This is a genomic window from Amycolatopsis cynarae, assembly GCF_026802195.1.
GTDB classification, from domain to species: Bacteria; Actinomycetota; Actinomycetes; order Mycobacteriales; family Pseudonocardiaceae; genus Amycolatopsis_E; species Amycolatopsis_E rhizosphaerae.
On record NZ_CP113836.1, the window covers coordinates 6,374,357 to 6,395,159 of the forward strand.

At 71.2% G+C, this 20,803-nt stretch carries 23 protein-coding genes; 5 read left to right on the plus strand and 18 right to left on the minus strand.

Annotated elements, in window-relative coordinates:
• Positions 1 to 65 precede the first annotated feature (65 nt).
• On the minus strand, positions 66 to 1,733 hold the full coding sequence (menD, locus tag ORV05_RS30695; protein WP_268755398.1) for a 2-succinyl-5-enolpyruvyl-6-hydroxy-3-cyclohexene-1-carboxylic-acid synthase: 1,668 nt from the start codon (positions 1,731 to 1,733) through the stop codon (positions 66 to 68).
• 57 nt (positions 1,734 to 1,790) lie between these two features.
• Here menD and ORV05_RS30700 point away from each other — a divergent pair, with 57 nt between their 5' ends.
• The 3 genes from ORV05_RS30700 (at position 1,791) to ORV05_RS30710 (ending at position 4,813) form a co-directional block, all read left to right on the plus strand.
• The gene (locus ORV05_RS30700) at positions 1,791 to 2,714 is read left to right on the plus strand and encodes a 1,4-dihydroxy-2-naphthoyl-CoA synthase (protein WP_268755399.1); all 924 of its coding nucleotides are present in this window, start codon (positions 1,791 to 1,793) and stop codon (positions 2,712 to 2,714) included.
• An 8-nt stretch (positions 2,715 to 2,722) separates the two neighbouring features.
• Positions 2,723 to 3,868 carry an o-succinylbenzoate--CoA ligase gene (gene menE / locus ORV05_RS30705; protein ID WP_268755400.1) on the plus strand — a complete coding sequence of 382 codons (1,146 nt, stop codon included), beginning with the start codon at positions 2,723 to 2,725 and terminating at the stop codon, positions 3,866 to 3,868.
• Positions 3,869 to 3,940: 72 nt separating this feature from the next.
• Entirely contained in the window at positions 3,941 to 4,813 is an 873-nt protein-coding gene (locus ORV05_RS30710; protein ID WP_268755401.1) for a 1,4-dihydroxy-2-naphthoate polyprenyltransferase, read from the plus strand.
• 22 nt (positions 4,814 to 4,835) lie between these two features.
• Here ORV05_RS30710 and cds1 read toward each other — a convergent pair whose 3' ends face one another.
• The 3 genes from cds1 to ORV05_RS30725 are packed head-to-tail and all read right to left on the minus strand — an operon-like array spanning position 4,836 to position 6,708.
• The gene (cds1, locus tag ORV05_RS30715) at positions 4,836 to 5,903 is read right to left on the minus strand and encodes an L-cysteine desulfhydrase Cds1 (protein WP_268755402.1); all 1,068 of its coding nucleotides are present in this window, start codon (positions 5,901 to 5,903) and stop codon (positions 4,836 to 4,838) included.
• On the minus strand, positions 5,900 to 6,238 hold the full coding sequence (locus ORV05_RS30720; protein WP_268755403.1) for a DUF4229 domain-containing protein: 339 nt from the start codon (positions 6,236 to 6,238) through the stop codon (positions 5,900 to 5,902). The genes cds1 and ORV05_RS30720 overlap by 4 nt, the downstream gene beginning before the upstream one ends.
• An 11-nt stretch (positions 6,239 to 6,249) precedes the next feature.
• On the minus strand, positions 6,250 to 6,708 hold the full coding sequence (locus ORV05_RS30725; protein ID WP_144590061.1) for an Lrp/AsnC family transcriptional regulator: 459 nt from the start codon (positions 6,706 to 6,708) through the stop codon (positions 6,250 to 6,252).
• A 168-nt stretch (positions 6,709 to 6,876) separates the two neighbouring features.
• On the opposite strand from ORV05_RS30725, the gene ORV05_RS30730 reads away from it, so the two are divergent.
• Together ORV05_RS30730 and ORV05_RS30735 are read left to right on the plus strand one after the other, a co-directional pair.
• The gene (locus tag ORV05_RS30730; RefSeq protein ID WP_144590062.1) at positions 6,877 to 7,086 is read left to right on the plus strand and encodes a BldC family transcriptional regulator; all 210 of its coding nucleotides are present in this window, start codon (positions 6,877 to 6,879) and stop codon (positions 7,084 to 7,086) included.
• Positions 7,087 to 7,252: 166 nt separating this feature from the next.
• On the plus strand, positions 7,253 to 7,426 hold the full coding sequence (locus ORV05_RS30735; RefSeq protein ID WP_268755404.1) for a hypothetical protein: 174 nt from the start codon (positions 7,253 to 7,255) through the stop codon (positions 7,424 to 7,426).
• A 6-nt stretch (positions 7,427 to 7,432) separates the two neighbouring features.
• Here the strand turns inward: ORV05_RS30735 and ORV05_RS30740 are convergent, their stop codons facing one another.
• From ORV05_RS30740 to ORV05_RS30805, 14 genes are all read right to left on the minus strand, one after another.
• Positions 7,433 to 8,518 (minus strand): MinD/ParA family ATP-binding protein, encoded by a 1,086-nt coding sequence (locus ORV05_RS30740; protein ID WP_268755405.1) that lies wholly within the window; start codon positions 8,516 to 8,518, stop codon positions 7,433 to 7,435.
• Positions 8,518 to 9,519, minus strand: coding sequence for a c-type cytochrome biogenesis protein CcsB (gene ccsB, locus ORV05_RS30745; protein ID WP_268755406.1), 1,002 nt, complete (start codon positions 9,517 to 9,519; stop codon positions 8,518 to 8,520). Before ccsB ends, ORV05_RS30740 begins: the two co-directional genes overlap by 1 nt.
• Positions 9,520 to 9,521: 2 nt before the next feature.
• Positions 9,522 to 11,135, minus strand: a complete 1,614-nt coding sequence (resB, locus tag ORV05_RS30750) for a cytochrome c biogenesis protein ResB (RefSeq protein WP_268755407.1) — start codon at positions 11,133 to 11,135, stop codon at positions 9,522 to 9,524.
• The gene (locus ORV05_RS30755) at positions 11,132 to 11,959 is read right to left on the minus strand and encodes a cytochrome c biogenesis CcdA family protein (RefSeq protein WP_268755408.1); all 828 of its coding nucleotides are present in this window, start codon (positions 11,957 to 11,959) and stop codon (positions 11,132 to 11,134) included. Before ORV05_RS30755 ends, resB begins: the two co-directional genes overlap by 4 nt.
• 57 nt (positions 11,960 to 12,016) lie before the next feature.
• Complete coding sequence (locus tag ORV05_RS30760; RefSeq protein WP_268755409.1) at positions 12,017 to 12,589, minus strand: TlpA family protein disulfide reductase; 573 nt, start codon at positions 12,587 to 12,589, stop codon at positions 12,017 to 12,019.
• Entirely contained in the window at positions 12,586 to 13,212 is a 627-nt protein-coding gene (locus tag ORV05_RS30765; RefSeq protein ID WP_268755410.1) for a histidine phosphatase family protein, read from the minus strand. The genes ORV05_RS30760 and ORV05_RS30765 overlap by 4 nt, the downstream gene beginning before the upstream one ends.
• Positions 13,209 to 14,516, minus strand: a complete 1,308-nt coding sequence (hemL, locus tag ORV05_RS30770; protein WP_268755411.1) for a glutamate-1-semialdehyde 2,1-aminomutase — start codon at positions 14,514 to 14,516, stop codon at positions 13,209 to 13,211. The genes ORV05_RS30765 and hemL overlap by 4 nt, the downstream gene beginning before the upstream one ends.
• Positions 14,517 to 14,541: 25 nt before the next feature.
• On the minus strand, positions 14,542 to 14,895 hold the full coding sequence (locus ORV05_RS30775) for a hypothetical protein (RefSeq protein WP_268755412.1): 354 nt from the start codon (positions 14,893 to 14,895) through the stop codon (positions 14,542 to 14,544).
• A gap of 31 nt (positions 14,896 to 14,926) precedes the next feature.
• Positions 14,927 to 15,370: a DUF3093 family protein gene (locus ORV05_RS30780; protein WP_268755413.1), complete on the minus strand. Its 444-nt coding sequence runs from the start codon at positions 15,368 to 15,370 to the stop codon at positions 14,927 to 14,929.
• Positions 15,367 to 15,849, minus strand: a complete 483-nt coding sequence (locus tag ORV05_RS30785; RefSeq protein ID WP_268755414.1) for a hypothetical protein — start codon at positions 15,847 to 15,849, stop codon at positions 15,367 to 15,369. The genes ORV05_RS30780 and ORV05_RS30785 overlap by 4 nt, the downstream gene beginning before the upstream one ends.
• A gap of 41 nt (positions 15,850 to 15,890) precedes the next feature.
• Positions 15,891 to 16,862, minus strand: a complete 972-nt coding sequence (gene hemB, locus ORV05_RS30790) for a porphobilinogen synthase (RefSeq protein WP_268755415.1) — start codon at positions 16,860 to 16,862, stop codon at positions 15,891 to 15,893.
• A 95-nt stretch (positions 16,863 to 16,957) separates the two neighbouring features.
• Positions 16,958 to 18,493, minus strand: a complete 1,536-nt coding sequence (locus ORV05_RS30795; protein WP_268755416.1) for a bifunctional uroporphyrinogen-III C-methyltransferase/uroporphyrinogen-III synthase — start codon at positions 18,491 to 18,493, stop codon at positions 16,958 to 16,960.
• A gap of 29 nt (positions 18,494 to 18,522) precedes the next feature.
• Positions 18,523 to 19,479 carry a hydroxymethylbilane synthase gene (gene hemC, locus ORV05_RS30800; RefSeq protein ID WP_268755417.1) on the minus strand — a complete coding sequence of 319 codons (957 nt, stop codon included), beginning with the start codon at positions 19,477 to 19,479 and terminating at the stop codon, positions 18,523 to 18,525.
• A complete protein-coding gene (locus ORV05_RS30805) occupies positions 19,476 to 20,801 on the minus strand; it encodes a glutamyl-tRNA reductase (RefSeq protein WP_268755418.1) in 1,326 nt (441 codons plus the stop codon). Before ORV05_RS30805 ends, hemC begins: the two co-directional genes overlap by 4 nt.
• Positions 20,802 to 20,803 lie beyond the last annotated feature (2 nt).

A 20,803-nucleotide genomic window follows, 5' to 3' on the forward strand; every position in this document is an offset into this window, starting at 1 on the left:
ATAAGAAGGGTCTTACCGGCAGATACGCCCGAATGGCCTAGCACGCTCCGCCGGATATCGCACTTTTACGTAAAAGTGCGCCCCAGGGCACCGGAGACGGCCGCGCGCATCCGCCCGTGCAGATCGCGATGGCGGGACCGGTCCACCCGTACTTCGACCACGCGCAGGCCCGGTGCCGGGGCGAGCGCCTCGCGGAACTCCGCCAGGCTCCCGGCCACCACGTGCGGCACGTGGAAACCGGCGCACAGCGCGCCCAGATCGGCCCCGTGCGGGGTGCCGAACACCTGCTCGAAGGCGTCCCCGTGCTCGGGGGCGCCCTGTTCCAGCAGCGAGAAGATGCCGCCGCCGTCGTCGTTGAGCACGACGATCGTGAGGTCGGGGCGGTCACCGGCGAGCAACGCGTTGACGTCGTGCAGGAATGTGAGGTCCCCGAGCAGCGCGTAGGAAGGACCTCGGTGGACCGTCGCGGCGCCCAGCGCGGTGGACACCGTCCCGTCGATCCCGGCGACACCGCGGTTGCGGTGGACCAGGATGTCCGGCCGGATACGCCCCGCCAGCGCCACGTCACGGGCCGGGTTGGACGAACCCACGACGAGCAGCGAATCCGTGGGCACCGCGTCCACCAGCTCCGCCGCCACCCGCAGGCCGCTCGGCCACGGCTCCTTCCGCAACGCGCGGGCGACCGCCTCCGAGGCGGCGCCGTCCGCCCGTTGCCAGCTCGCCAGCCACTCCGGGTCCGCGGGTTTGGTCGGCGCGTCGAACCACTGCCCGACCTGGCGGACGTTGTGCGCGGGCGCGGGCCAGTCCGCGTCCGGCCGCACCAGCAGCACCTCCACGTCGGCGTCCGACAGCAACGCCTGCACCTGCCGGAACACGGTGGGCCGCCCGATGCACAGGACCTGTTCGGGCCGGTGCCGCGCGATGAACTCCTCGGCCCCCAGCAGCCAGATCCCGCTGGCGATCGCGGTCGACCCGGACAGCCCCAGCCCGCCGGTCTCCGACACCACCGGCCAGCCGTGCTGCTCGGCCCATTCGCTCGCCGCCCGGACCCCGCTGTCGCAGGCGATGACCAGCCCGGTCCTGGCGGAGGGCACCACGAACGAGGGGAGCGCTCCGAAGTCGGGCAGTTCGGTCCAGCGCGCGCCGCCGGGCCGCCCCTCCAGCGACTCGAACCACTCGTCGTCGCCGTCGGGCACCAGCGGCTCGCGGAACGGGATGTTCAGGTGCACCGGCCCGCAACGCCACTCCCCGTAGGCCGCGTTCCACGCGCGGCACACCTGGCTGCGCCAGTAGGCGTTCTGCCCGGCCCGGCGTTCGGCGACGGCGAGCTCGTCGAAATACCGCACCGCGTCCCCGTAGAGCCGCTGCTGGTTGATCACCTGGTTCGCCCCGGCCGCGCGCAGCTCGGGCGGGCGGTCGGCGGTCAGCACGATCAGCGGCACCCCCGCCCGGTCCGCTTCCAGTACCGCGGGGTGGAAGTTGGCGGCGGCGGTGCCCGAGGTGCAGACCACGGCGACCGGGCGGCCGGTACGGGCGGCGATCCCCAGCGCGAGGAAGCCTGCGCCCCGCTCGTCGATGCGGACGTGCAGCTGGAGCCTGCCCGCCGCGGCGGCGTCGTGCAGCGCGAGCGACAGCGGTGCGTTGCGTGAACCCGGCGAGAGCACCACATGGGAGACGGTGTTGCGGACGAGCTCGTCGATGATGACCTTGGCCTGCGCCGTGGACGGATTCACCAGGCGCCTCCTGGTGCGTCGTCCGTCATCATGGCCACACGTCCTATTCTCCCAAACGTGCATGACGCCCAGGTTTCCGAGCTGTTAGACCCGACCGCGTGGACCGAGGTCGAGGGTTTCAGCTTCACCGACATCACCTACCACCGCTCCGCCGAGGCACGCTCGGGTAAGCGCGTCGTGCGCATCGCGTTCGACCGCCCCGAGGTCCGCAACGCGTTCCGGCCGCACACCGTCGACGAGCTCTACCGCGCGCTCGACCACGCGAGGATGAGCCCGGACGTCGGCTGCGTCCTGCTCACCGGCAACGGGCCGTCGCCGAAGGACGGCGGCTGGGCGTTCTGCTCCGGTGGTGACCAGCGTATTCGGGGACGCTCCGGCTATCAGTACGCGAGTGGCGAGACCTCCGACACGGTGGACCCGGCGCGGGCGGGCCGCCTGCACATCCTGGAGGTCCAGCGGCTCATCCGGTTCATGCCGAAGGTGGTCATCGCGGTGGTGCCCGGCTGGGCGGCCGGCGGCGGCCACTCGCTGCACGCGGTGTGCGACCTCACCCTCGCCTCGCTCGAACACGCCCGGTTCAAGCAGACCGACGCCGACGTGGGCTCGTTCGACGGCGGCTACGGCTCGGCCTACCTCGCGAGGCAGGTGGGGCAGAAGTTCGCCCGCGAGATCTTCTTCCTCGGGCGCGAGTACACCGCCGAGCAGATGCATGCGATGGGCGCGGTGAACGCGGCCATCCCGCACGCCTCGCTCGAAGCCGAGGCGCTGCAGTGGGGCTGGGAGATCGTCGGCAAGTCGCCGACCGCGCAGCGGATGCTCAAGTACGCCTTCAACCTGCTCGACGACGGCCTGGTCGGCCAGCAGCTGTTCGCGGGCGAAACCACCAGGCTGGCCTACATGCAGGACGAGGCGGTCGAGGGCCGGGACGCGTTCCTCCAGAAGCGGGACCCCGACTTCTCCGACTACCCGTACTACTACTGAAGGCCCGCATGCGCGAGGTGTGGACCGACCGGCCGGGCTCGATCGCCGAGCTGCGGTCGGCGCTGGCGGAAGCGCTGGACGGGGGCCGTACGGTCCTGCCGCTGGCCTCCGGGTCCGAGGGGCTGCTCACGGCCATGGCGCCGGAGGAGCCGGTGGAACCCGGCACCGCCGTGATCATCGCCACCTCGGGCTCCACCGGGGAGCCGAAGGGGGTGCTGCTGTCCGCGAACGCCCTTCTCGCCTCGGCCACCGCGACGCACACCCGGCTCGGCGGTCCCGGTCACTGGCTGCTGGCCACGCCGGCCCAGTACATCGGCGGGCTGCAGGTGGTCGTCCGCACGCTGATCGCCGGAACGGAACTCGCGGTGCTGCCCCCCGGCGGATTCCGCGCCGAGAAGTTCGCCGAGGCCGCCGCGGACATCCTGCGCGCCGACGGTCCTCGGTACACCGCGCTGGTCCCCACCCAGCTGACGCGCCTGCTCGACGCGGGCGGGCCGGGGCTGGCCGCCGCCCGCGCGTTCGACGCGGTCATCATCGGCGCCGCGGCGACTTCGGCCGGGCTGCGGGAGCGGGCGGCCGAGGCCGGGGTGGCGATCGTGCCCTCGTACGGGATGAGCGAAACGGCCAGCGGCTGCGTGTACGACGGGGTCCCGCTGGACGGCGTGACGGTCGAGATCGCCGGAGACGGGCGGGTACTGATCGCGGGACCGGTGCTCGCGCACGGCTACCGGCTCCGCCCCGACCTGACCGCGCAAGCGTTCGCGGACGGCTGGTTCCGCACCGGCGACCGCGGCGAGCTGACCGGGGGCAGGCTGACCGTGCTCGGCCGCATCGACGACCTGATCAACACGGGCGGGGTCAAGGTGTCGGCGGCCGCCGTGGAGCGCGCGCTCGGCGCCGTCCCCGGGGTGCGCGAGGCCTGCGTGGTGGGCGTGCCGGACCAGGAGTGGGGCCAGTTGGTCGCCGCGGCCGTGGTGCGTGAGGGCGGCGGGCCCAGCGCCGAGGACCTCCGTGCCGCGGTGCGGGCCGCCCTCGGCGCACCGGCCGTGCCGAAACGGTTCGAATTCGTCGAGGCGCTGCCACTGCGGGGCCCCGGCAAGGTGGACCGCCAGGCCGTCACCGCCCGGTTCTCCGGCGCCTCACCGCAGGCGTGACGGAAGCTACCCGCAGCGCACCGGGGCGTGCCGCCCGCCAGGGACTGACCGCCGTCCACCAGAATGGGTGATATGGCGACAGTGACTCAGTGGATCGAGGGGGCCCGCCCCCGGACGCTGCCCAATGCGGTGGCCCCGGTCGTGGCCGGCGTGGGCGCGGCGATCGGGATCGATGCGTTCTCCTGGTGGAAGTCGCTCCTCGCCCTGCTGGTCGCGCTGGCCCTGATCATCGGCGTGAACTTCGCCAACGACTACTCGGACGGGATCCGCGGGACCGACGAGAACCGCGTCGGGCCGCTGCGGCTCGTCGGTTCCGGGGCCGCCGCCCCCAAGGCCGTGCTGGCCGCCGCACTCACCTCGCTCGGCGTCGCCGGGCTGCTCGGCCTCGCACTGGTGATCCTCAGTGGCCGCTGGTGGCTGCTGCTGATGGGGGCCGTGTGCCTGTTCGGCGCGTGGTTCTACACGGGCGGCAAGAAGCCCTACGGCTACTCGGGACTGGGTGAGATCGCCGTCTTCGTGTTCTTCGGCCTCGCCGCCGTGCTCGGCACCGTCTACGTGCAGGCCGGGACCGTCAGCTGGCCCGCCGTGGGCTGCGCGGTCGCGGTCGGCTGCTTCTCCACGGCCGTGCTGACCGCGAACAACCTCCGCGACATCCCCACCGACCGCGAGGTGGGGAAGAACACCCTGGCCGTCCGGCTGGGCGACACCGGCACCCGGCGGTTCTACCTGCTGCTGGTCGGCGTGCCGTACCTGGTCACCATCCTGCTCGGCATTGCCCACCCGCTCGCGCTGATCTCGCTGGTCACCGCGGTCCTGCTGGTCACCCCGGTGAAGGCGATCACCGGGGGCGGCACCGGCCCCGGCCTGATCCCCGTGCTGCGCGACACCGGACTCGTCATGCTGGCGTGGTCGGTGCTCACCGCGATCGCCCTCGCCCTCGGCTAGAGAAAATTTTTGCCCTGGAGCCTCAGGCGGTGGTCCAGCGGCCGGTGGCGAGGAACTCGTCCATGACGGCCAGGTGCGGCTCGATGTCGAGGCCGTGCTCGGCCAGCCACTGGTCGTCGTAGTAGGTGCGCGCGTACCGCTCGCCGCCATCGCACAGGAGCGTGACCACGCTGCCGGCCTGCCCGGCGGCCAGCATGCGTGCGATCAACTGGAAGGCGCCGTACAGATTCGTTCCGGTGGAGCCGCCCGCCCAGTACCCGGTGCGCTGGCGCAGGAAGCGGATCGCGGCCAGCGATCCGGCATCGGGCACCTGGATCATCTCGTCGATCACCGCGGGGACGAACGACGGTTCCACCCGTGGCCTGCCGATGCCCTCGATCCGGGACGGCATCCCGGTGGTGTAGTCGGGCGCACCGGTCTCCCAGCCGCCGTAGAACGCCGAGTTCTCCGGGTCGACCACGCAGACCTTCGTGGTGTGCCGCCGGTACCGCACGTACCGGCCGAAGGTGGCGCTGGTGCCGCCGGTGCCCGCGCCGACCACGATCCAGGACGGGATCGGATGCCGCTCGGCCTTCATCTGCGTGAACACGGACTCGGCGATGTTGTTGTTGCCCCGCCAGTCCGTCGCCCGCTCCGCGTAGGTGAACTGGTCGAGGTAGTGACCGTTGCATTCGGCGGCCAGGCGCTCGGCCTCCTCGTACATCTTCGCCGGAATGTCGACAAAGTGACATCGACCACCGTAGAACTCGATCAGCTGGACCTTCTCCGCGCTGGTCTTGCGAGGCACCACGGAGATGAACTCCAGCCCGAGCATGCGGGCGAAGTAGGCCTCCGACACGGCGGTCGAGCCGCTGGAGGCCTCGATGAGCACGGTGTCGGGCCCGATCTGCCCGTTGACCAGGCCGTAGAGCAGCAGCGAACGCGCCAGCCGGTGCTTGAGTGAGCCGGTGGGGTGAACGGACTCGTCCTTGAGGTAGAGGTCGATCCCCCAGTCCGGCGGCAGCGGGAAGACGTGCAGATGCGTGTCGGCGCTGCGGTTGGCGTCGGCCTCGAGCAGCCGGATCGCCTCCCGGACCCAGGCCCGGTTCATGCAGCCTTGTCCCCGTCGCCCGTCGAGGAGCCGGCGGTGTCACCGCTCACGGGCTCCTCGTCCTGCGGATGATCGTCGCGCAGCTGCGCCCGCAGCTCGGCGCGCTGCCGGGCACGTCGTTCGTTGCGCTTCGCCAGGCCCGCGGTGACCCGGGCGTTGAGACCGCGGAAGGCGAGCAGGCCCACCGGCAGGCCGACCACGATCCCGATCGCCAGTGCGACCAGGAACGGCACCTTGACCAGGATCAGCACGGCCGCGACGACGACGATCAACCCGAACCGCGCGAGCAGGTACAGCGTCAGGTCACGGGCCAGCCGGGGCGGTGTTTCACTCACGGCCTTCAAGGCTACGCGCCGTCGAGTCCGCTGTTGTTGGGTCGCCCCTCGAACCGCGTGGACAGCACCACCGTGGTCCTGGTCCTGGCGACGCCGTCGATCCGGCGGAGCCTGCCCAGCGTGCGTTCCAGATCGTCCACCGTCGGCACCCGCACCTGCACCACGAAGGCCTCGTCCCCGGCCACGCCATAGCAGCTTTCCACCTCGGGCAACGCGGCCAGCGCCTTCGCGACGTCGTCGTCCTCGGCGGTGTCGGTGGGCTGGATGCCCACCAGTGCGGTGACCCCGAGCCCGACGGCACTCGGATTGACCATCGCGTGGTATCCCGTGATCACCCCGGCGCTTTCGAGCTTGCCGACCCGCTCGTGCACGGAGGACGCCGACAGGCCGACGGTTCTGCCGAGCTCCGCGTAGGTCGCCCTGCCGTTCAGCCGCAACGCGGCGATGATCTTGCGATCGACTACGTCCACCCCGCCACCATAGCGCCGCGGAGACTGGGCGTTTTGTCCCTTACTACCTCTTTACTCTCCGACAACCGTTCGAGTACCTGGCGGGTGAGATGCAACGATTGCCGCGTTGTTTTTTCCGGAGGCGAATTGCCTCCGGTTGTAGCAGTGAGGTCGTTAAGGAGGCGGAAAATGACCGCGACCGTAGGAGGGCGGCTCCTCACTCCCGGTGAAGTCGCCGCACTGTTCCGTGTGGACCCCAAGACCGTGACCCGCTGGGCGACCGCGGGCCGGATCGGCTCGATCCGCACCCCCGGTGGACACCGCCGGTTCCGTGAATCCGAGGTCAACGCGCTGCTGGCCGAACTCACCACCGACGCCAGCGAACCCACCCGCGGCTGACGCGCCGCCAGCTGCCCCGCGGCCCGGCGGCCGGACGGCACGTTCCGCAGGCCGCCGCGGGCGCGGGGGCGCCACCGCCCGGGGACGACCCCGCCCGGAAACCGGGCAAAAGGGCTACCCTCACAGGCGGTAGCATCGCGCAACACGGCACCGGAAGGGGGCGAGCATGATCTACCTGCTCGCAGCGATCGGAGCGCTCACCATCGCCGTCCTGATGTGGCGAGCCTTCGCACCGGAACGGGTTGGCGTGTCCTCCCGCAGGGCTCCCGTCGCCCCGGACGACGACCCCGAGTTCCTGCGTTCCCTCAGTGAGCGGCAGCGCCGCCAGGACGAGGACTGAGCGCGGTCAGATCTTGCCGGGGAACGCGTCGGCCATCGCCGCCGCGAGTTCCAGCAACGCGGTACGCGTCTGGGGAGCCAGGCGCTCGAGTTCGATCTCGGCCCCTTCTTCCAGGTGCGGGTCGAACGGAATACGGCACACGGCGCGCACGCGCGCCGAGAAATGCGCGGCGAGCCGGTCCAAATCGACGGAGCCCGCGTTCGGCCGCACCGAATTGATCACCACCAGCGACCGCAGGACCAGATCGCGGTAGCCGTGCGCCTCCAGCCAGTCGATGGTGGCCGAGGCGCTGGTGGCGCCGTCCACCGAGCCGGACGAGACCACGACCAGCGCGTCCGCGAGGTCGAGGACACCCTTCATGGCCGAATGCATCAGGCCGGTCCCGCAGTCGGTGAGCACGATGTTGTAGTAGTGCTCCAGCAGGCCGATCACGCGCAGGTAGTCGGTTTCCGAGAAGGCCTCCGACACCGCCGGGTCCTGCTCGCTGGCGAGGATCTCCAGCCGGCTGCCGCCCTGCGAGGTGTAGGCCCGCACGTCGCTGTACCGCGTGATCTTGTCCACGTCACGGAGCAGGTGCCGCACCGTGGCCGTGGTTTCGATCGGGATCTTCTGCGAGAGCGTTCCCCGGTCGGGGTTCGCGTCCACCGCGATCACGCGGTCGCCCCGCAGCGAGGCGAAGGTGGCTCCGAGGGTGGTGGTGATCGTGGTCTTGCCCACCCCGCCCTTGAGGCTCAGCATCCCGATCTTGAACGAACCCCGCAGCGGCTGGTTGATCCGCCGGGCGAGTTCACGCTGCCGCCGTTCGGCCGGGCTCTCCCCCGGGTTGATGAGCTTGCCGGTGCCCAGGTACACCGCCTTGCGCCAGCCCGACACCGGTGCGCGCTTCGGCTGGGGCACGGGCTGTCCCTGATAGGCCGCGGGCCGCGAGGGCTGCGGCAGAGGCGGGTACTGCGGCTGGAGCGGGGGCAGGTTGGGGTCCTGCCCCTGGGGAGGCGGTGGCGGGTACGACGAAGGCACCGGCCCCGGATAAGGCGTGGAGTCGGTGCTCTCGTCCGAAAAATAAGACTCTCCCCGCGACTGCGGTGGCGTCATCAGCCCACCCCGGCGTAGGAATGCAGGCCCGCGGTGACCAGGTTGATGAAGAACAGGTTGAACACGGTCGCGGCGAACCCGAAGATGTTGATCACGGCGGCGCGGCCGCCCCGCCAGCCGGCGGTGGCCCGCGAGTGCAGGTAGGCCGCGTAGATCACCCAGGCCACGAAGGCGGTGGTCTCCTTGGGGTCCCAGCCCCAGAACCGGCCCCAGGCCGACTCCGCCCAGACGGCGCCGCAGAGCACGCCGAAGGTGAACAGCGGGAAGGCGAGCACGGTGGTGCGGTAGGCGACCCGGTCCAGCACGTCGGCGGCGGGCAGGCGGCCGGCGAACTTCGCGAAGCGGGCCGGGTTCTGCTCGTGCGACTGGCGGATCAGGTACAGGATGCTGGCCACACCCGGGACCAGGAAGATGCCGGACGAGATGGCGGCCGCGGACACGTGGATGACCAGCCAGTACGACTGGAGCGCGGGCTGCACCGGGGCGGCGGTCGCGTAGAGCAGCGTGCCGTTGATGAACATCAGGATGACGATCGGCAGCATCATGAACCCGGACAGGTGCCGCACCGGGAACTTCTTGATCACCAGCAGCCAGGTCGCCATGCCGATGAAGGTCGCCAGCATGATGTACTCGTACATGTTGCCCCACGGCGCGCGATCGGTCGCGAACCCGCGGAGCACCAGCGCGGCCAGGTGCAGCAGAACGCCGAGCACGGTCAGCGCGGCGCCCATCCGGCCGATCCGCTCGGCACGGCCCGTGGGCAGCGCCGGGGGCGTCACCGCCGGGGCATCGGTCCCGGTGCCCATGGTGACCTCGGTGGCGTCAGGGCCACCCGCCCCGACCAGTTCGCGGGTGCGGACCCCGGCGCGCTCGGCGGCACGGCGGCTCTTGACGCCGAAGGACTGCTCGATCAGGAAAAACAGCAGCGCCAGTACGTAGATCGCCGTCGCGGTGGTGTACGACCAGTCGCTGTACCGGGACAGCGTCTCGTTGATCGGCATGCCTACTTCCTCTTTCCCTCAGTGAGGAACTCGTCCGCCATGCGCGTGAACTCCTCCCCGTATCCCGCCTGGTCGGTGCGGGCGAGTCCAGCCACCTGCACCACCGTACCTTTTTCGCCGCCGTCCGCAGGGCGGACGCGCAGCCACACCCGGCGCCGCTTGACCAGCAAGGACGCCCCGAGACCGAGCAGCATCGCGATCGCGAAGACCAGCACGTAGTCCTGCGTGGGGTCGTGCGAAACCTGCAGCGACGCGTACTTCTGGACCCCGTCGAAGCTCACCTTGGTGCCGTCGTCGAGGGTGAGGGACTCCCCGACCGCGAGGTTCTTGCGCGCCACGCGCTTGAGCCTGCCGTCGTTCACCATCGACTGGTCGATGGAGAAGATCGACTGGCTGCGGCCGGAGTCGAGCCCGAGATCGCCGCGCATCACGTCGATCGCGACCATCGGGTTGTCCAGCGCGGGGCCGGTGGAGGTCAGGATCCCGCCGTGCAGCAGCGACGAGGGCGCGAACAGCCCGGTGATCGCCAGTTGCCTGGTGCGCCGCTCGGCCGCGTCCGTCACGCCGGGGGGATCGAATTTCGTGGCGCCCTCGGACAGCATCGTGGCCTGGTTCGACGCGCGCCACTGGGTCGTCTGCGTCCTGGTCGTCCCGTCCGGGTAGGTGACGGTGAACCGCGGCGAGTAGCCGTAGCCGAGCAGGTAGACCCGGTCGCCCGCGGTCCGCAACGGCTCGTTCACCTCGAGCTGGTAGGGCCGCCAACTGCCGGTCTCCAGGTCCGCGCCGGACTGGTACTGGATGTCCGCCCGGTAGTGCAGCGGCTGGCCCGCCGCGGTGTAGGTCGCGTTGAAGTCGTTGACCTTGACGCAGAACGGGTCCAGCCGGGTGCCGTCGACGCGCAGCCCGGGGTTGAACGTGTCGTAGGCGAAGACGCCGGAGTTGCAGAACTGGGAACCGTCGGCCTGGACGATGACCTGGCCCTCGTAGCTGTACATCTTGCCGAGGGCGAAGGCCACGATCAGCCCGAGCATGCCGAAGTGGAAGACCAGGTTCCCGGTCTCCCGCAGGTAGCCCTTTTCCGCGCTGATCGACCGGACGCCGTCGCCCTCGTCCCGCTCGGCGATCCGCCAGCCGCGCAGGCGTTTGCGGGCCTTCTCGAGCATCTCGTCGGCGCTCTGGCCGACGGTGCCTTCACGGAAGTGCGGCATCCGGGAGAGGTTGCGCGGGGTGAGGACCGGCTTGGCCCGGATCGCGCGCAGGTACTCGCCGGTGCGCGGGGTGAGGCAGCCGACCAGCGACACCAGCAGCAGCAGGTAGATCGCGGAGAACCAGACGCTGGAATAGACGTCGAAGAACTGCAGGCGGTCCAGCACGGTGCCCCACCAGCCGTGGCTGGTGATGTACTGGTCGGTCTTCGGCGCGTTGAGCACGCGCTGCGGCAGCAACGCGCCGGGCATCGCGGCGAGCGCCAGCAGGAACAGCAGGATCAGCGCGGTCCGCATCGAGGTCAGACCGCGCCAGGTGTTGCGGACGAAGGCCAGCGCCTGCCGCACGGGGCCTGCCCGGTAGGGCTTCTGCGGCTCCGGTGACTTCGGTGGCGCTTCGGTGGCGGTCACAGCGGCAGCACCGTGTCCGTGACGAGCGCGTTGCGCAGCCAGTTCACCAGTTCACCCCACAGGCCGGTGACCAGGAGCACGCCCACCACCAGCAGCAGGGCACCGCCGAACAGCTGCACGCGCCGGCCGTTCCGCCGCAGCCAGTCGGTGGCCCGTACGGCCCATCGGGCGCCGAGCGCGATCAGCAGGAACGGCAGGCCGAGGCCGAGGCAGTAGACGAGGACGAGGACGAAGCCCCGCGCACCGGCGGTGCCGGTCGCGGTGGCCATCGCGAGCACGCCGGACAGCGTCGGGCCGATGCACGGCGTCCAGCCGAGCCCGAACACGGCGCCGAGCAACGGCGCCCCGAGCAGCCCGCCACGCGGCACCCGGTGCGAGCGGATGTCCTTCTGCAGTACGGGGAACAACCCGAGGAAGACCAGGGCCATCGCGATGGTGACCACGCCACCGATACGCTGCAGCAACTCCTGGTTGCCGAGCATCGCGTCGGCGAGCCAGACCAGGGTGCCGATACCGGCGACGAACACCACGGTGAACCCGAGCACGAACAGGGCGGCCGCGCCGACCACGGCGTAGCGGCCCTTCTTGCGGCCCTCGTCCACGCTGACCGCCGGCGCCTCCGCGCCGACCAGCGCGGCGAGGTAAGCGAGGTAGCCCGGCACCAGTGGTACGACGCACGGGGAGGCAAACGAGATGGCTCCCGCGACGAGGGCGACTCCGGCGGCGACGAGCAGCGGACCGGAGGTCGCCAGCTCGGTCACGGAGGAGTTCACTCTGCTGAGGGTAAGCAGTGTGTTTCGTGTGAGTTCGTCGGGTCCGCTCATCCGGCCCCCACCGCGCCGAGGCGCCCGCGGCGGGGTACCGCCGGGTCTGTGCCGGGCCTATTCCGCGGCCAGCCGCTGCACCAGCGGTGCGATATCGCTGGCCAGGACGCTGCGCAGGTACACCGCGGCCACCCGGTGCTGCCGGTCCAGCACGATCGTGGAGGGCACCACGTTCACCGGATAGCCGGACAGGCGCAGCAGGCTGCGGCCCGGCGGATCATAGATCGACGGGTAGGTGAGGCCACGATCACGCACGAAATCCTGTGGCGCGGACCGGTCGTCGTCCCGCACGTCGAGGCCGACCACCTGCACCCCGGCGGCCTGGTTCTGCTGGAAGAGCTTCTCCAGCTCGGGGGCTTCCGTGCGGCACGGGGCGCACCACTGGCCCCAGACGTTGAGCACGGTGACCTTGCCCGCGAAATCCGCGAGCGAGATCTGCTTGCCCTGGTTCATCAGGTCTTCGCCGGAGAGGTTCGGGATGGGCTTGCGCTCGTCCCCGTTGTAGAAGATGTCGGTCTTCCCGCCGGGCGAGACGAACTCGAAGGTGTTGCCCTGGTTGACCGCGTCCTTGCCGGTCGAGCAGCCCGCCAGCAGCACCAGCCCCAGCAGCGCGATGAGCAGCCGTTTCATGCCCCGGTCACCTTCGGGTCGGTGGCACCGGCCGGCTCGCTGTAGACGATGTCGACCAGCTCCTCCCCGTTGAAGACCAGGCTGGTCAGCGAGGCCAGCGAGCACTGGCGGTGACGGGGGTCGTGCCACAGGGGTTTCGCTTCGAGGAAGCGGCGCAGCGTCCAGATCGGCAGCTGGTGTGAGACGCACAACGCCTCGTGCCCCTCGGCCGCCGCGCGGGCGCGGTGGACGGCCCCGAGCATCCGGTGCGCGATCTCCAGGTACGGCTCGCCCCAGGAGGGCACGAACGGGTTGCGCAGCTTCGGCCAGTGCCGGGGCTGGCGCAGGGCGCCGTCGCCGACGGACACGCGCTGCCCCTCGAAGTCGTTCGCCGCCTCGATCAGCCGCGGATCGGTGTGCACGTCGAGCCGGTGCGCGGCGGCGATCGGCGCGGCCGTCTCCTGCGCACGCTCCAGCGGCGAGGCCACCACATGCGTGATGTCGTGCCCGGCGACCGCCTCCGCGACCGTGAGGGCCTGGCGCCGCCCCCGCTCGGAGAGCCGGAATCCGGGCAGACGGCCGTAGAGGATTCCGTCCGGGTTGTGAACTTCGCCGTGCCGGAGGAGGTGCACGATAGTGGTCACCGGGCGGCCTCCGCCGCCGCGGCGGCGGCCGCCGCCGCGGGCAGCGCCGCCTCGATCACCTCGAACGCGGCGTCGTCCATGGCGGCGTTGACGAACCAGGCCTCGAACGGGCTGGGCGGGCCGTACACCCCGCGCTCCAGGAGCGCGTGGAAGAACGGCGGGAAGCGCCAGGTGTGCGAGTTGGTCGCGTCGTGGTAGTTGCGGACCGGTTCCTCGGTGAAGAACACGCTGAGCAGGTTCCCGGCGTAGGCGACGTGGTGCGGCACACCAGCCGCGGTGAGCGCGTCGGTGAACAGCGCGCCGAGGCGCTGCGAGTTGAGGTCAAGGGCGCGGTACACCTCCTCGTCCGCGGCGCGGAGGGTGGCCAGGCCCGCCGCCACCGCCACGGGGTTCCCGGAAAGCGTGCCCGCCTGGTAGACCGGGCCGCCGGGGGCGAGCCGGGACATCACGTCGGTGCGCCCGCCGAACGCGGCGGCGGGCAGCCCGCCGGACATCACCTTGCCGAAGGTGTACAGGTCGCCGGGCACCGATTCGAGGCCGTACCAGCCCGAGCGCGATACCCGGAACCCGGTCATCACCTCGTCCATGATCAGCAGGGCGCCGTGCTCGTGGGCGAGGTCGAGCAGCGCGGCGTTGAAGCCCTCGGCGGGGGCCACGGCGCCCATGTTGCCCGCTGCGGCCTCGGTGATGATCGCGGCGATCGAGTCCGGATTGTCCGCAAAGGACTGACGGACCGCTTCGATGTCGTTGTAGGGCAAGACGATCGTGTCGGCCGCCTGCGCGCCGGTCACCCCGGGCGAGGTGGGGAGGCCGAGCGTGGCGACCCCGGAGCCGGCCTGGGCGAGCAGGGCATCCACGTGACCGTGGTAGCAACCGGCGAACTTGATGATCCTGCTGCGGCCGGTGAACCCGCGCGCGAGCCGGATCGCGCTCATCGTGGCTTCGGTGCCCGAGTTCACCAGGCGGACCCGGTGTACCGGATCGACCCGCGTGATGATCTCCTCGGCGAGTTCGACCTCACCGGTCGTCGGGGTGCCGAAGGACAGCCCCGAACTCGCGGCCGCCCGCGCCGCGGCGACCACCTCGGGGTGGGCGTGACCGAGGATCATGGGCCCCCACGAGGAGACGAGGTCCACGTAGCGGTTCCCGTCGACGTCCCACAGGTAGGGACCCTCACCGCGGACCATGAACCGTGGCGTGCCGCCGACCGAGTTGAAGGCGCGAACCGGCGAGTTCACCCCGCCTGGCGTCGCGGCGGCTGCCCGTTCGAACCATGCCTTGGACTGATCGACTCCGTGCGTCACGACTTCCAGTCTCGCAAAAGGGCTGTCAAGCCCCGTTCAGGTGGGCCACGTAATCGTCGTTCGGGGCGTCCTGCTCCTGCTTCGCATTCCGCCGCCGGCGCTTCACGCGAGCGCCGAGCATGACCTCGCGCACCGCGTCGACCAGCAGGATCGCGGCCAGCATGCCCAGTCCGATGGCCGCCGACATCCAGTTGCCGAAGTACCGGGTGGAGATCAGGACCGTCCCGTCGCTCAAGGTGACCGTGACGTTTCTCACGCCCAGCTGCCAGCAGGGGAAGGCCAGCCAGACCGCGGCCCCGGCCACCAGCACCTCGGCGACCGCGACCAGTTTCCGCCACGGCCGGTGCAGCTGAGCCGCCTGAGCCTGAACCTCGTTCACGGAGACCAGCGTCTCACGATCTCCACCGCCGTCACGGCCGAGGGGTGCCCGGCGCCTGGGCAGCGGTCAGCGCGGCGCGGAGCGCGGGCACGTCCTTCGCCCAGGCGATCACGACCGTGCCGTCGGTGAGCCGGAGAGGCAGCTCGTCGTACTGGCGTGGCGCGCTCCACCCGCCGCCGAGCACCCGGGCCCCTGCCGGGGCTCCGACCTCGGTGACCTCGGCGATCTGCTCGAGTGGCACCTGCTCCCGGCCCTGCCACAGGTCGGTGCCGGTGACCCGGACGGTGAGGAACCGACGGCGGGCCTGCACCCACGGCGCGGTGATCACGGCGAGACCGAGGGCGACCAGTACCCAGGCGACCGTGTGCGGCCTGCCTGTCGCCAGTTCGACCAGGAAACCGGCCAGCGCGAACAGCGGGCCGTACCAGAGGGCCCGCCACTTCGCCCCGTACTCGAGATACCGCGCCTCGCTCACGGGAGGGTACGGCCGACCTTCGGGAAGTAACCGCTCACCCGCGGCAGGTACATCAGCAGCAGCGCGATGAACCCGAGCAGCGCCGACAGTTCCGTGAACAACGACGACAGCAGCCCCGTCAGCAGCTGCACCACGACGACGGCGACATACAGCGCGGTCACCACCGTGCGGGCCGACCGCGTGCCCTGGCGCGCCTTCCAGGCGAACAGGATCAGCAGCGCGGCGAAGCATACCGCGGCGATCAGGGCCAGCGTCATCGCGATCGTGACGCCGTGGGTGAGGTTGTCGCGGTTGACGCGGGGATCCTTGTTCGTCTTCAGGTACTCGTCGACGATCCGCTGCCGGTACAGCAGGACGAGCACGTAGTTGACGATCAGCAGGACCCCGGAGGCGACCCACAGCACGAAGGAGATCCGCACCGGCGTCGGCGGGGCGACCGGCTCGGGCGTCTGACCGGGCGGGATCTCAGGTTCGCTCACGCCCCAGACAATACTTGCCACCGCTTGCGGCGGGGAACAGCTCAGTCGAGCCAGGCGGCGGCCTCGGTCGCCCAGTACGTGAGGATCATGTCCGCGCCCGCCCGGCGGATCGAGGTGAGCACCTCCAGGATGGTGCGCTCCCGGTCCAGCCAGCCGTTCGCCGCGGCGGCTTCGACCATCGCGTACTCGCCCGAGATGTTGTACGCGGCGACCGGCACCGGCGACAGCTCGGCGGCGGCCCGCAGCACGTCCAGGTAGGCCAGCGCGGGCTTGACCATGATCGCGTCGGCGCCCTCGGCGAGGTCGAGCTCGATCTCCCGCAGCGCCTCGCGCGCATTGCCCGGGTCCTGCTGGTAGCTCTTGCGGTCGCCCTTGAGCTGCGAGTCCACCGCTTCGCGGAACGGGCCGTAGAAGGCGCTCGCGTACTTCGCCGAGTAAGCGAGAATGCCGGTGCCGGTGTACCCGGCCTCGTCGAGGGCGCGGCGGATCACGCCGACCTGACCGTCCATCATCCCGCTCGGCCCGAGCAGGTGCGCCCCGGCTTCCGCCTGCGCCACCGCCATCTCGGCGTACACCTCGAGGGTCGCGTCGTTGTCCACCGCGCCGGACGAGTCGAGCACGCCGCAGTGGCCATGGTCGGTGAACTCGTCGAGGCAGGTGTCGGCCATGAGCACGGTGTCGTCACCGAGTTCGGCACGAAGATCGCGCAGGGCGACGTTGAGGACGCCGTCCTCGGCGACCGCGCCGGAGCCGGTGGCGTCCCGCTCCTCCGGCACGCCGAAGAGCATCAGGCCGCCCACGCCCGCGCGGACCGCGTCGACCGCGGCCTTGCGCAGCGAATCACGGGTGTGCTGGACGACACCCGGCATGCTCGCGATGGGCCGCGGCTGGTCGGCGCCCTCCGCGACGAACAGGGGAAGGATCAGCTGGCGGGGACGAAGCGTGGTCTCACTCACCAGGCGCCGCAGCGCCGCCGTGCCACGCAACCTGCGGGGACGATGCTCGGGAAACACCCTGCCGACGGTACTCCGGTGAAGCGCCGGACCGGCCCCGGGGACGCGAAAGTGCCCTCCACCACAGGGGCGGAGGGCACTTTCGCGGACCGTGCTCAGGAACGACGGGTGCGCTTGGCCTTGCGCGGCGGCGGCAGCGCGCCCTCGGCACGCAGCTTCGCCGCGTACGCGGCGAGCGCGTCGACCAGGTGCGGCACGTCGGCCTTCTCCGGCTGCACGTCCACCCGCAGGCCGAACTCGACCGCGGTCTCCGCGGTCTTCGGGCCGATGCAGGCCACCAGGGTCCGGGTGTGCGGCTTGCCCGCGATGCCGACCAGGTTCCGGACGGTCGACGACGAGGTGAAGCACACCGCGTCGAACCCACCGGTCTTGATCATCTCGCGGGTCTCGGCCGGCGGCGGGGCGGCCCGGACGGTGCGGTAGGCGGTGACGTCGTCGACCTCCCAGCCGCGGTCGATCAGGCCCGCCGACAGCGTCTCGGTGGCGATGTCCGCGCGCGGCAGCAGCACCCGGTTCACCGGGTCCAGGATGTCGTCGTACGGCGGGAACTCGGCGAGCAGGCCCTCGCTCGACTGCTCACCCTTGGGCACCAGTTCGGGGTTGATGCCGAAGGCGCGCACCCGCTCCGCGGTCGACTCGCCGACACAGGCGATCTTCACGCCGGAGAACGCGCGGGCGTCCAGGCCGAACTCCTCGAACTTCTCCCACACCGCACGCACGGCGTTGGCCGAGGTGAACACGATCCACTGGTAGCGCCCGTCGACCAGGCCCTTGACGGACCGCTCCATCTGCGCCGGGCTGCGCGGCGGCTCGACGGAGATGGTGGGCACCTCGTGCGAGGTGGCGCCGTGGCCGCGAAGCCGTTCAGCCATCTCGCCCGCCTGCTCCTTGGTGCGCGGCACCAGGACCTTCCAGCCGTAGAGGGCGCGCGACTCCCACCAGGACAGCTTCGAGCGCTGCCCGGCGGCCTCGCCGATGGTCACCACGAGCGGGCCGACCAGCTCACCGGCGTCCTGCGTGAGGGTGGCCAGCGTGCTGTCCACGGTGCGCTGCGTGTTGATGGTGCCGTTCGAGGTCACCGCGACCGGCGTGGTCGACGGCAGGCCGTGCTCGACCAGTGCGCCCGCCGCCTCGGCCAGGTGGCTCGACGTGGCGTGCAGCACGATCGGCCCGGGAGTGGCGGCCAGACCGGCCCAGTTCACCTCGCCGCCGCGCACGTCGACCTCGACGTGCGTGCCGCCAAGCGCGATACCGGCGTAGGCGGGCACGGCCGCGCCGGGGGAAACCCCGGGAACGACCTCGAAGACGGCGCTGGTCTTGGCCACGGCGTGCACCTCGGCCACGACCGCGGGCAGGGTCAGCGGGTCACCGCTGACCAGGCGCAGCACGAGGCGGCCTGCCTTGGCCTCACCCGCCAGGTCCTTGGCCACCTCACCCGGTTCCCCGACGGCGGGCCGCACCTCGGCGGAGGCACTGGCTTCGGCCAGCACGGCGGCGGGCACATCCGGGTCGGTCACCACGACCTCGGCCTTGGCCAGCAGTTCCTGGGCACGAACGGTCAGCAATCCGGCGTCGCCGGGGCCGGAGCCCACGAACGCGACGCGCCCAGCGGTATTCCGCGCGGGGGTCATTGTGTTTCTTTCTCCATCGGAATGTTCTGTCAACTCACGGTGCGGCCCGGGCCGGACAACGCGCCGGCGCCCAGGTCGAGCAGCTCCGCGGCCAGGTCCCGGCCGAGTCGCTCCGCTTCGCTCTTGTCGGCGACGGCCGATGCCCTGATCATCTCCACGGACTCCCCGTCGAGCCCGGCGGCGGCGACCCCGCGCAGCGAGATCCGCTCGACCACCGAACCGTCCGCGCCGAGGTCCTCCACCACTTCCGCCAGCGCGCCCACCGGGGCACTGCAACCGGCTTCGAGCGCGGCCAGCATGGCCCGCTCCGCAGTCACCGCGGCCCTGGTGGACGAGTCGTCCAAAGTGGACCGGAGCATGTGTTCGATGTCCACGTCGTCGACGCGGCATTCGATCGCGAGCGCCCCCTGCGCGGGCGCCGGCAGCATCTGGATCGGGTCCAGCGCCTCGGTGATCTCGTCGGCCCGGCCCAAGCGGACCAGACCCGCTCTGGCGAGGATCACCGCGTCCAGCTCACCGTCGTGCACCTTGCTCAACCGGGTGTCGATGTTGCCGCGGATCGGCACCACCTCGAGCCCGAGGCCGAGCGCACGCAGCTGGGCCGAGCGCCGCGCCGCGCCGGTGCCCACCCTCGCGCCCGGCGGAAGCTCGCCGAGGGTCAGCCCGTCCCGCGCGACGAGCGCGTCACGCGGGTCCTCCCGCGGCGGCACGGCGGCGAGCACGATCCCGCGCTCCCCCGCCGTGGGCAGGTCCTTGTACGAGTGCACCGCGACGTCGACCTGCTTGTTCAGCAGGGCCTCGCGCAGGGCCGAGGTGAACACCCCTACCCCGATCTCGGAGACCGGAGCCTGCGAGCGGTCGCCGGGCGTGGTGATCGTGACGATCTCCACGTCCTGTCCGGCGCGGCGCAGGTCGTCGGCGATCATGCCGGTCTGTGCCAGGGCGAGGGCGCTTCCCCTCGTCCCGATCCTGATGGTCCGTGTCACTGGATTTCACCGTCCAGGTTGGGGATGCGCTCGGCGTTCGAGCTCGCCACCACGGCGGGCGAGGCCGGGTCGAGTTCGAACAGTTCCCGCAGCGCGTTGGCGTAGTCGGTGCCCTGGGGATCGGCCGCGAGCTGCTTGACCCGCACCGTCGGCGCGTGCAGCAGCTTGTCGACCACCCGGCGGACGGTGCGGGCGAACTCCTCGCGCACCGCCGGTTCGAGCTCGGGAAGGCGGTTGTCCAGCCGCAGCAGCTCCGCGTCGACCACCTCGGCGGCCCGCCTGCGCAGGGCGGTCACGGTCGGCGTGACGGCGGCGCTGCGCTGGCCCGCCAGGTACTCGCGCACCTCGTCGAGCACGATGCCGTTGGCCCGGGCGACCTGACGTTCGCTGGCGCCGGTGCCCCCGTTCCTCATCCGGGTGCGGATCGTCTCCAGGTCCACCACCCGGATCCCGGGCACCTCGGCGACCTCCGGGTGCACGTCCCTCGGCAGCCCGAGGTCGCAGATCACCAGCGGCCGGTCCACGCGGGGCAGCACGTGCTCGGCCGCCACCACCACGTCCTGGGCCCCGGTGCAGGTGACCACGACGTCCGCCGCGTCCAGGTGGACGGCGAGCTCGTCGAGCCCTGCCGCGGACGCGGGCACCCCGAGGCCGGTGACCTTGCCCGCGAGCCGGTGCGCCTTGTCCAGGGTGCGGTTCACCACGGTGACCCGGCCGATCCCGGCCTTGCTCAGCTGGCCCGCCGACAGCGCGCCCATCGAACCGGCACCGACGATCACCGCGTGCTTGCCCTCGATGCGTTCGACCTCGGCCAGCGCCGCCGACACCACGGAGGCGCCGAGGGCGTCCAGCCCGGTCTCGCTGTGCACGCGCTTGCCGACGCGCAGGGTCGTCTGGATGAGCTCGTGCAGGGTGCGGCCGACGGTGCCGGCCTCACGGGCGGTGGCGTAGGCGTTGCGGATCTGGCCGAGGATCTGGGTCTCGCCGACGACCATGGAGTCCAGGCCGGAGGCGACGGAGAAGATGTGCTCGACCGCGGCACCCGCGTAGTGCACGTACAGGTTGTCGTAGAGCTCGCCGACCTCGCATCCGGCGTGCTGCGCGAGCACCTCGGACACCTCGGCCAGGCCGCCGTGGAAGGTCTCCACGACCGCGTAGACCTCGACGCGGTTGCAGGAGGAGACGAGCATCGCCTCGTTCACGTGGGGGGCCTGTTGCAGCTGGTGCAGCACCTTGCCGAACTCTTCGGCGCCGACCGCGACCCGTTCCAGGGTCCGCAGGTCGGCGGTGCGATACGAAAGCCCGACAGCCAGGACGCTCACTC

Bases quoted from the DNA above. Each gene is read 5' to 3' on its own strand.
- ORV05_RS30735 (WP_268755404.1), top strand. From the start codon at position 7,253: ATGATCTACCTGCTCGCAGCGATCGGAGCGCTCACCATCGCCGTCCTG.
- ccsB (WP_268755406.1), bottom strand. From the start codon at position 9,519: ATGCCGATCAACGAGACGCTGTCCCGGTACAGCGACTGGTCGTACACC.
- cds1 (WP_268755402.1), bottom strand. From the start codon at position 5,903: ATGAACCGGGCCTGGGTCCGGGAGGCGATCCGGCTGCTCGAGGCCGAC.
- menE (WP_268755400.1), top strand. From the start codon at position 2,723: ATGCGCGAGGTGTGGACCGACCGGCCGGGCTCGATCGCCGAGCTGCGG.
- ORV05_RS30740 (WP_268755405.1), bottom strand. From the start codon at position 8,518: ATGACGCCACCGCAGTCGCGGGGAGAGTCTTATTTTTCGGACGAGAGC.
- ORV05_RS30730 (WP_144590062.1), top strand. From the start codon at position 6,877: ATGACCGCGACCGTAGGAGGGCGGCTCCTCACTCCCGGTGAAGTCGCC.
- ORV05_RS30760 (WP_268755409.1), bottom strand. From the start codon at position 12,589: ATGAAACGGCTGCTCATCGCGCTGCTGGGGCTGGTGCTGCTGGCGGGC.
- ORV05_RS30710 (WP_268755401.1), top strand. From the start codon at position 3,941: ATGGCGACAGTGACTCAGTGGATCGAGGGGGCCCGCCCCCGGACGCTG.
- ORV05_RS30755 (WP_268755408.1), bottom strand. From the start codon at position 11,959: ATGAGCGGACCCGACGAACTCACACGAAACACACTGCTTACCCTCAGC.
- ORV05_RS30795 (WP_268755416.1), bottom strand. From the start codon at position 18,493: ATGACCCCCGCGCGGAATACCGCTGGGCGCGTCGCGTTCGTGGGCTCC.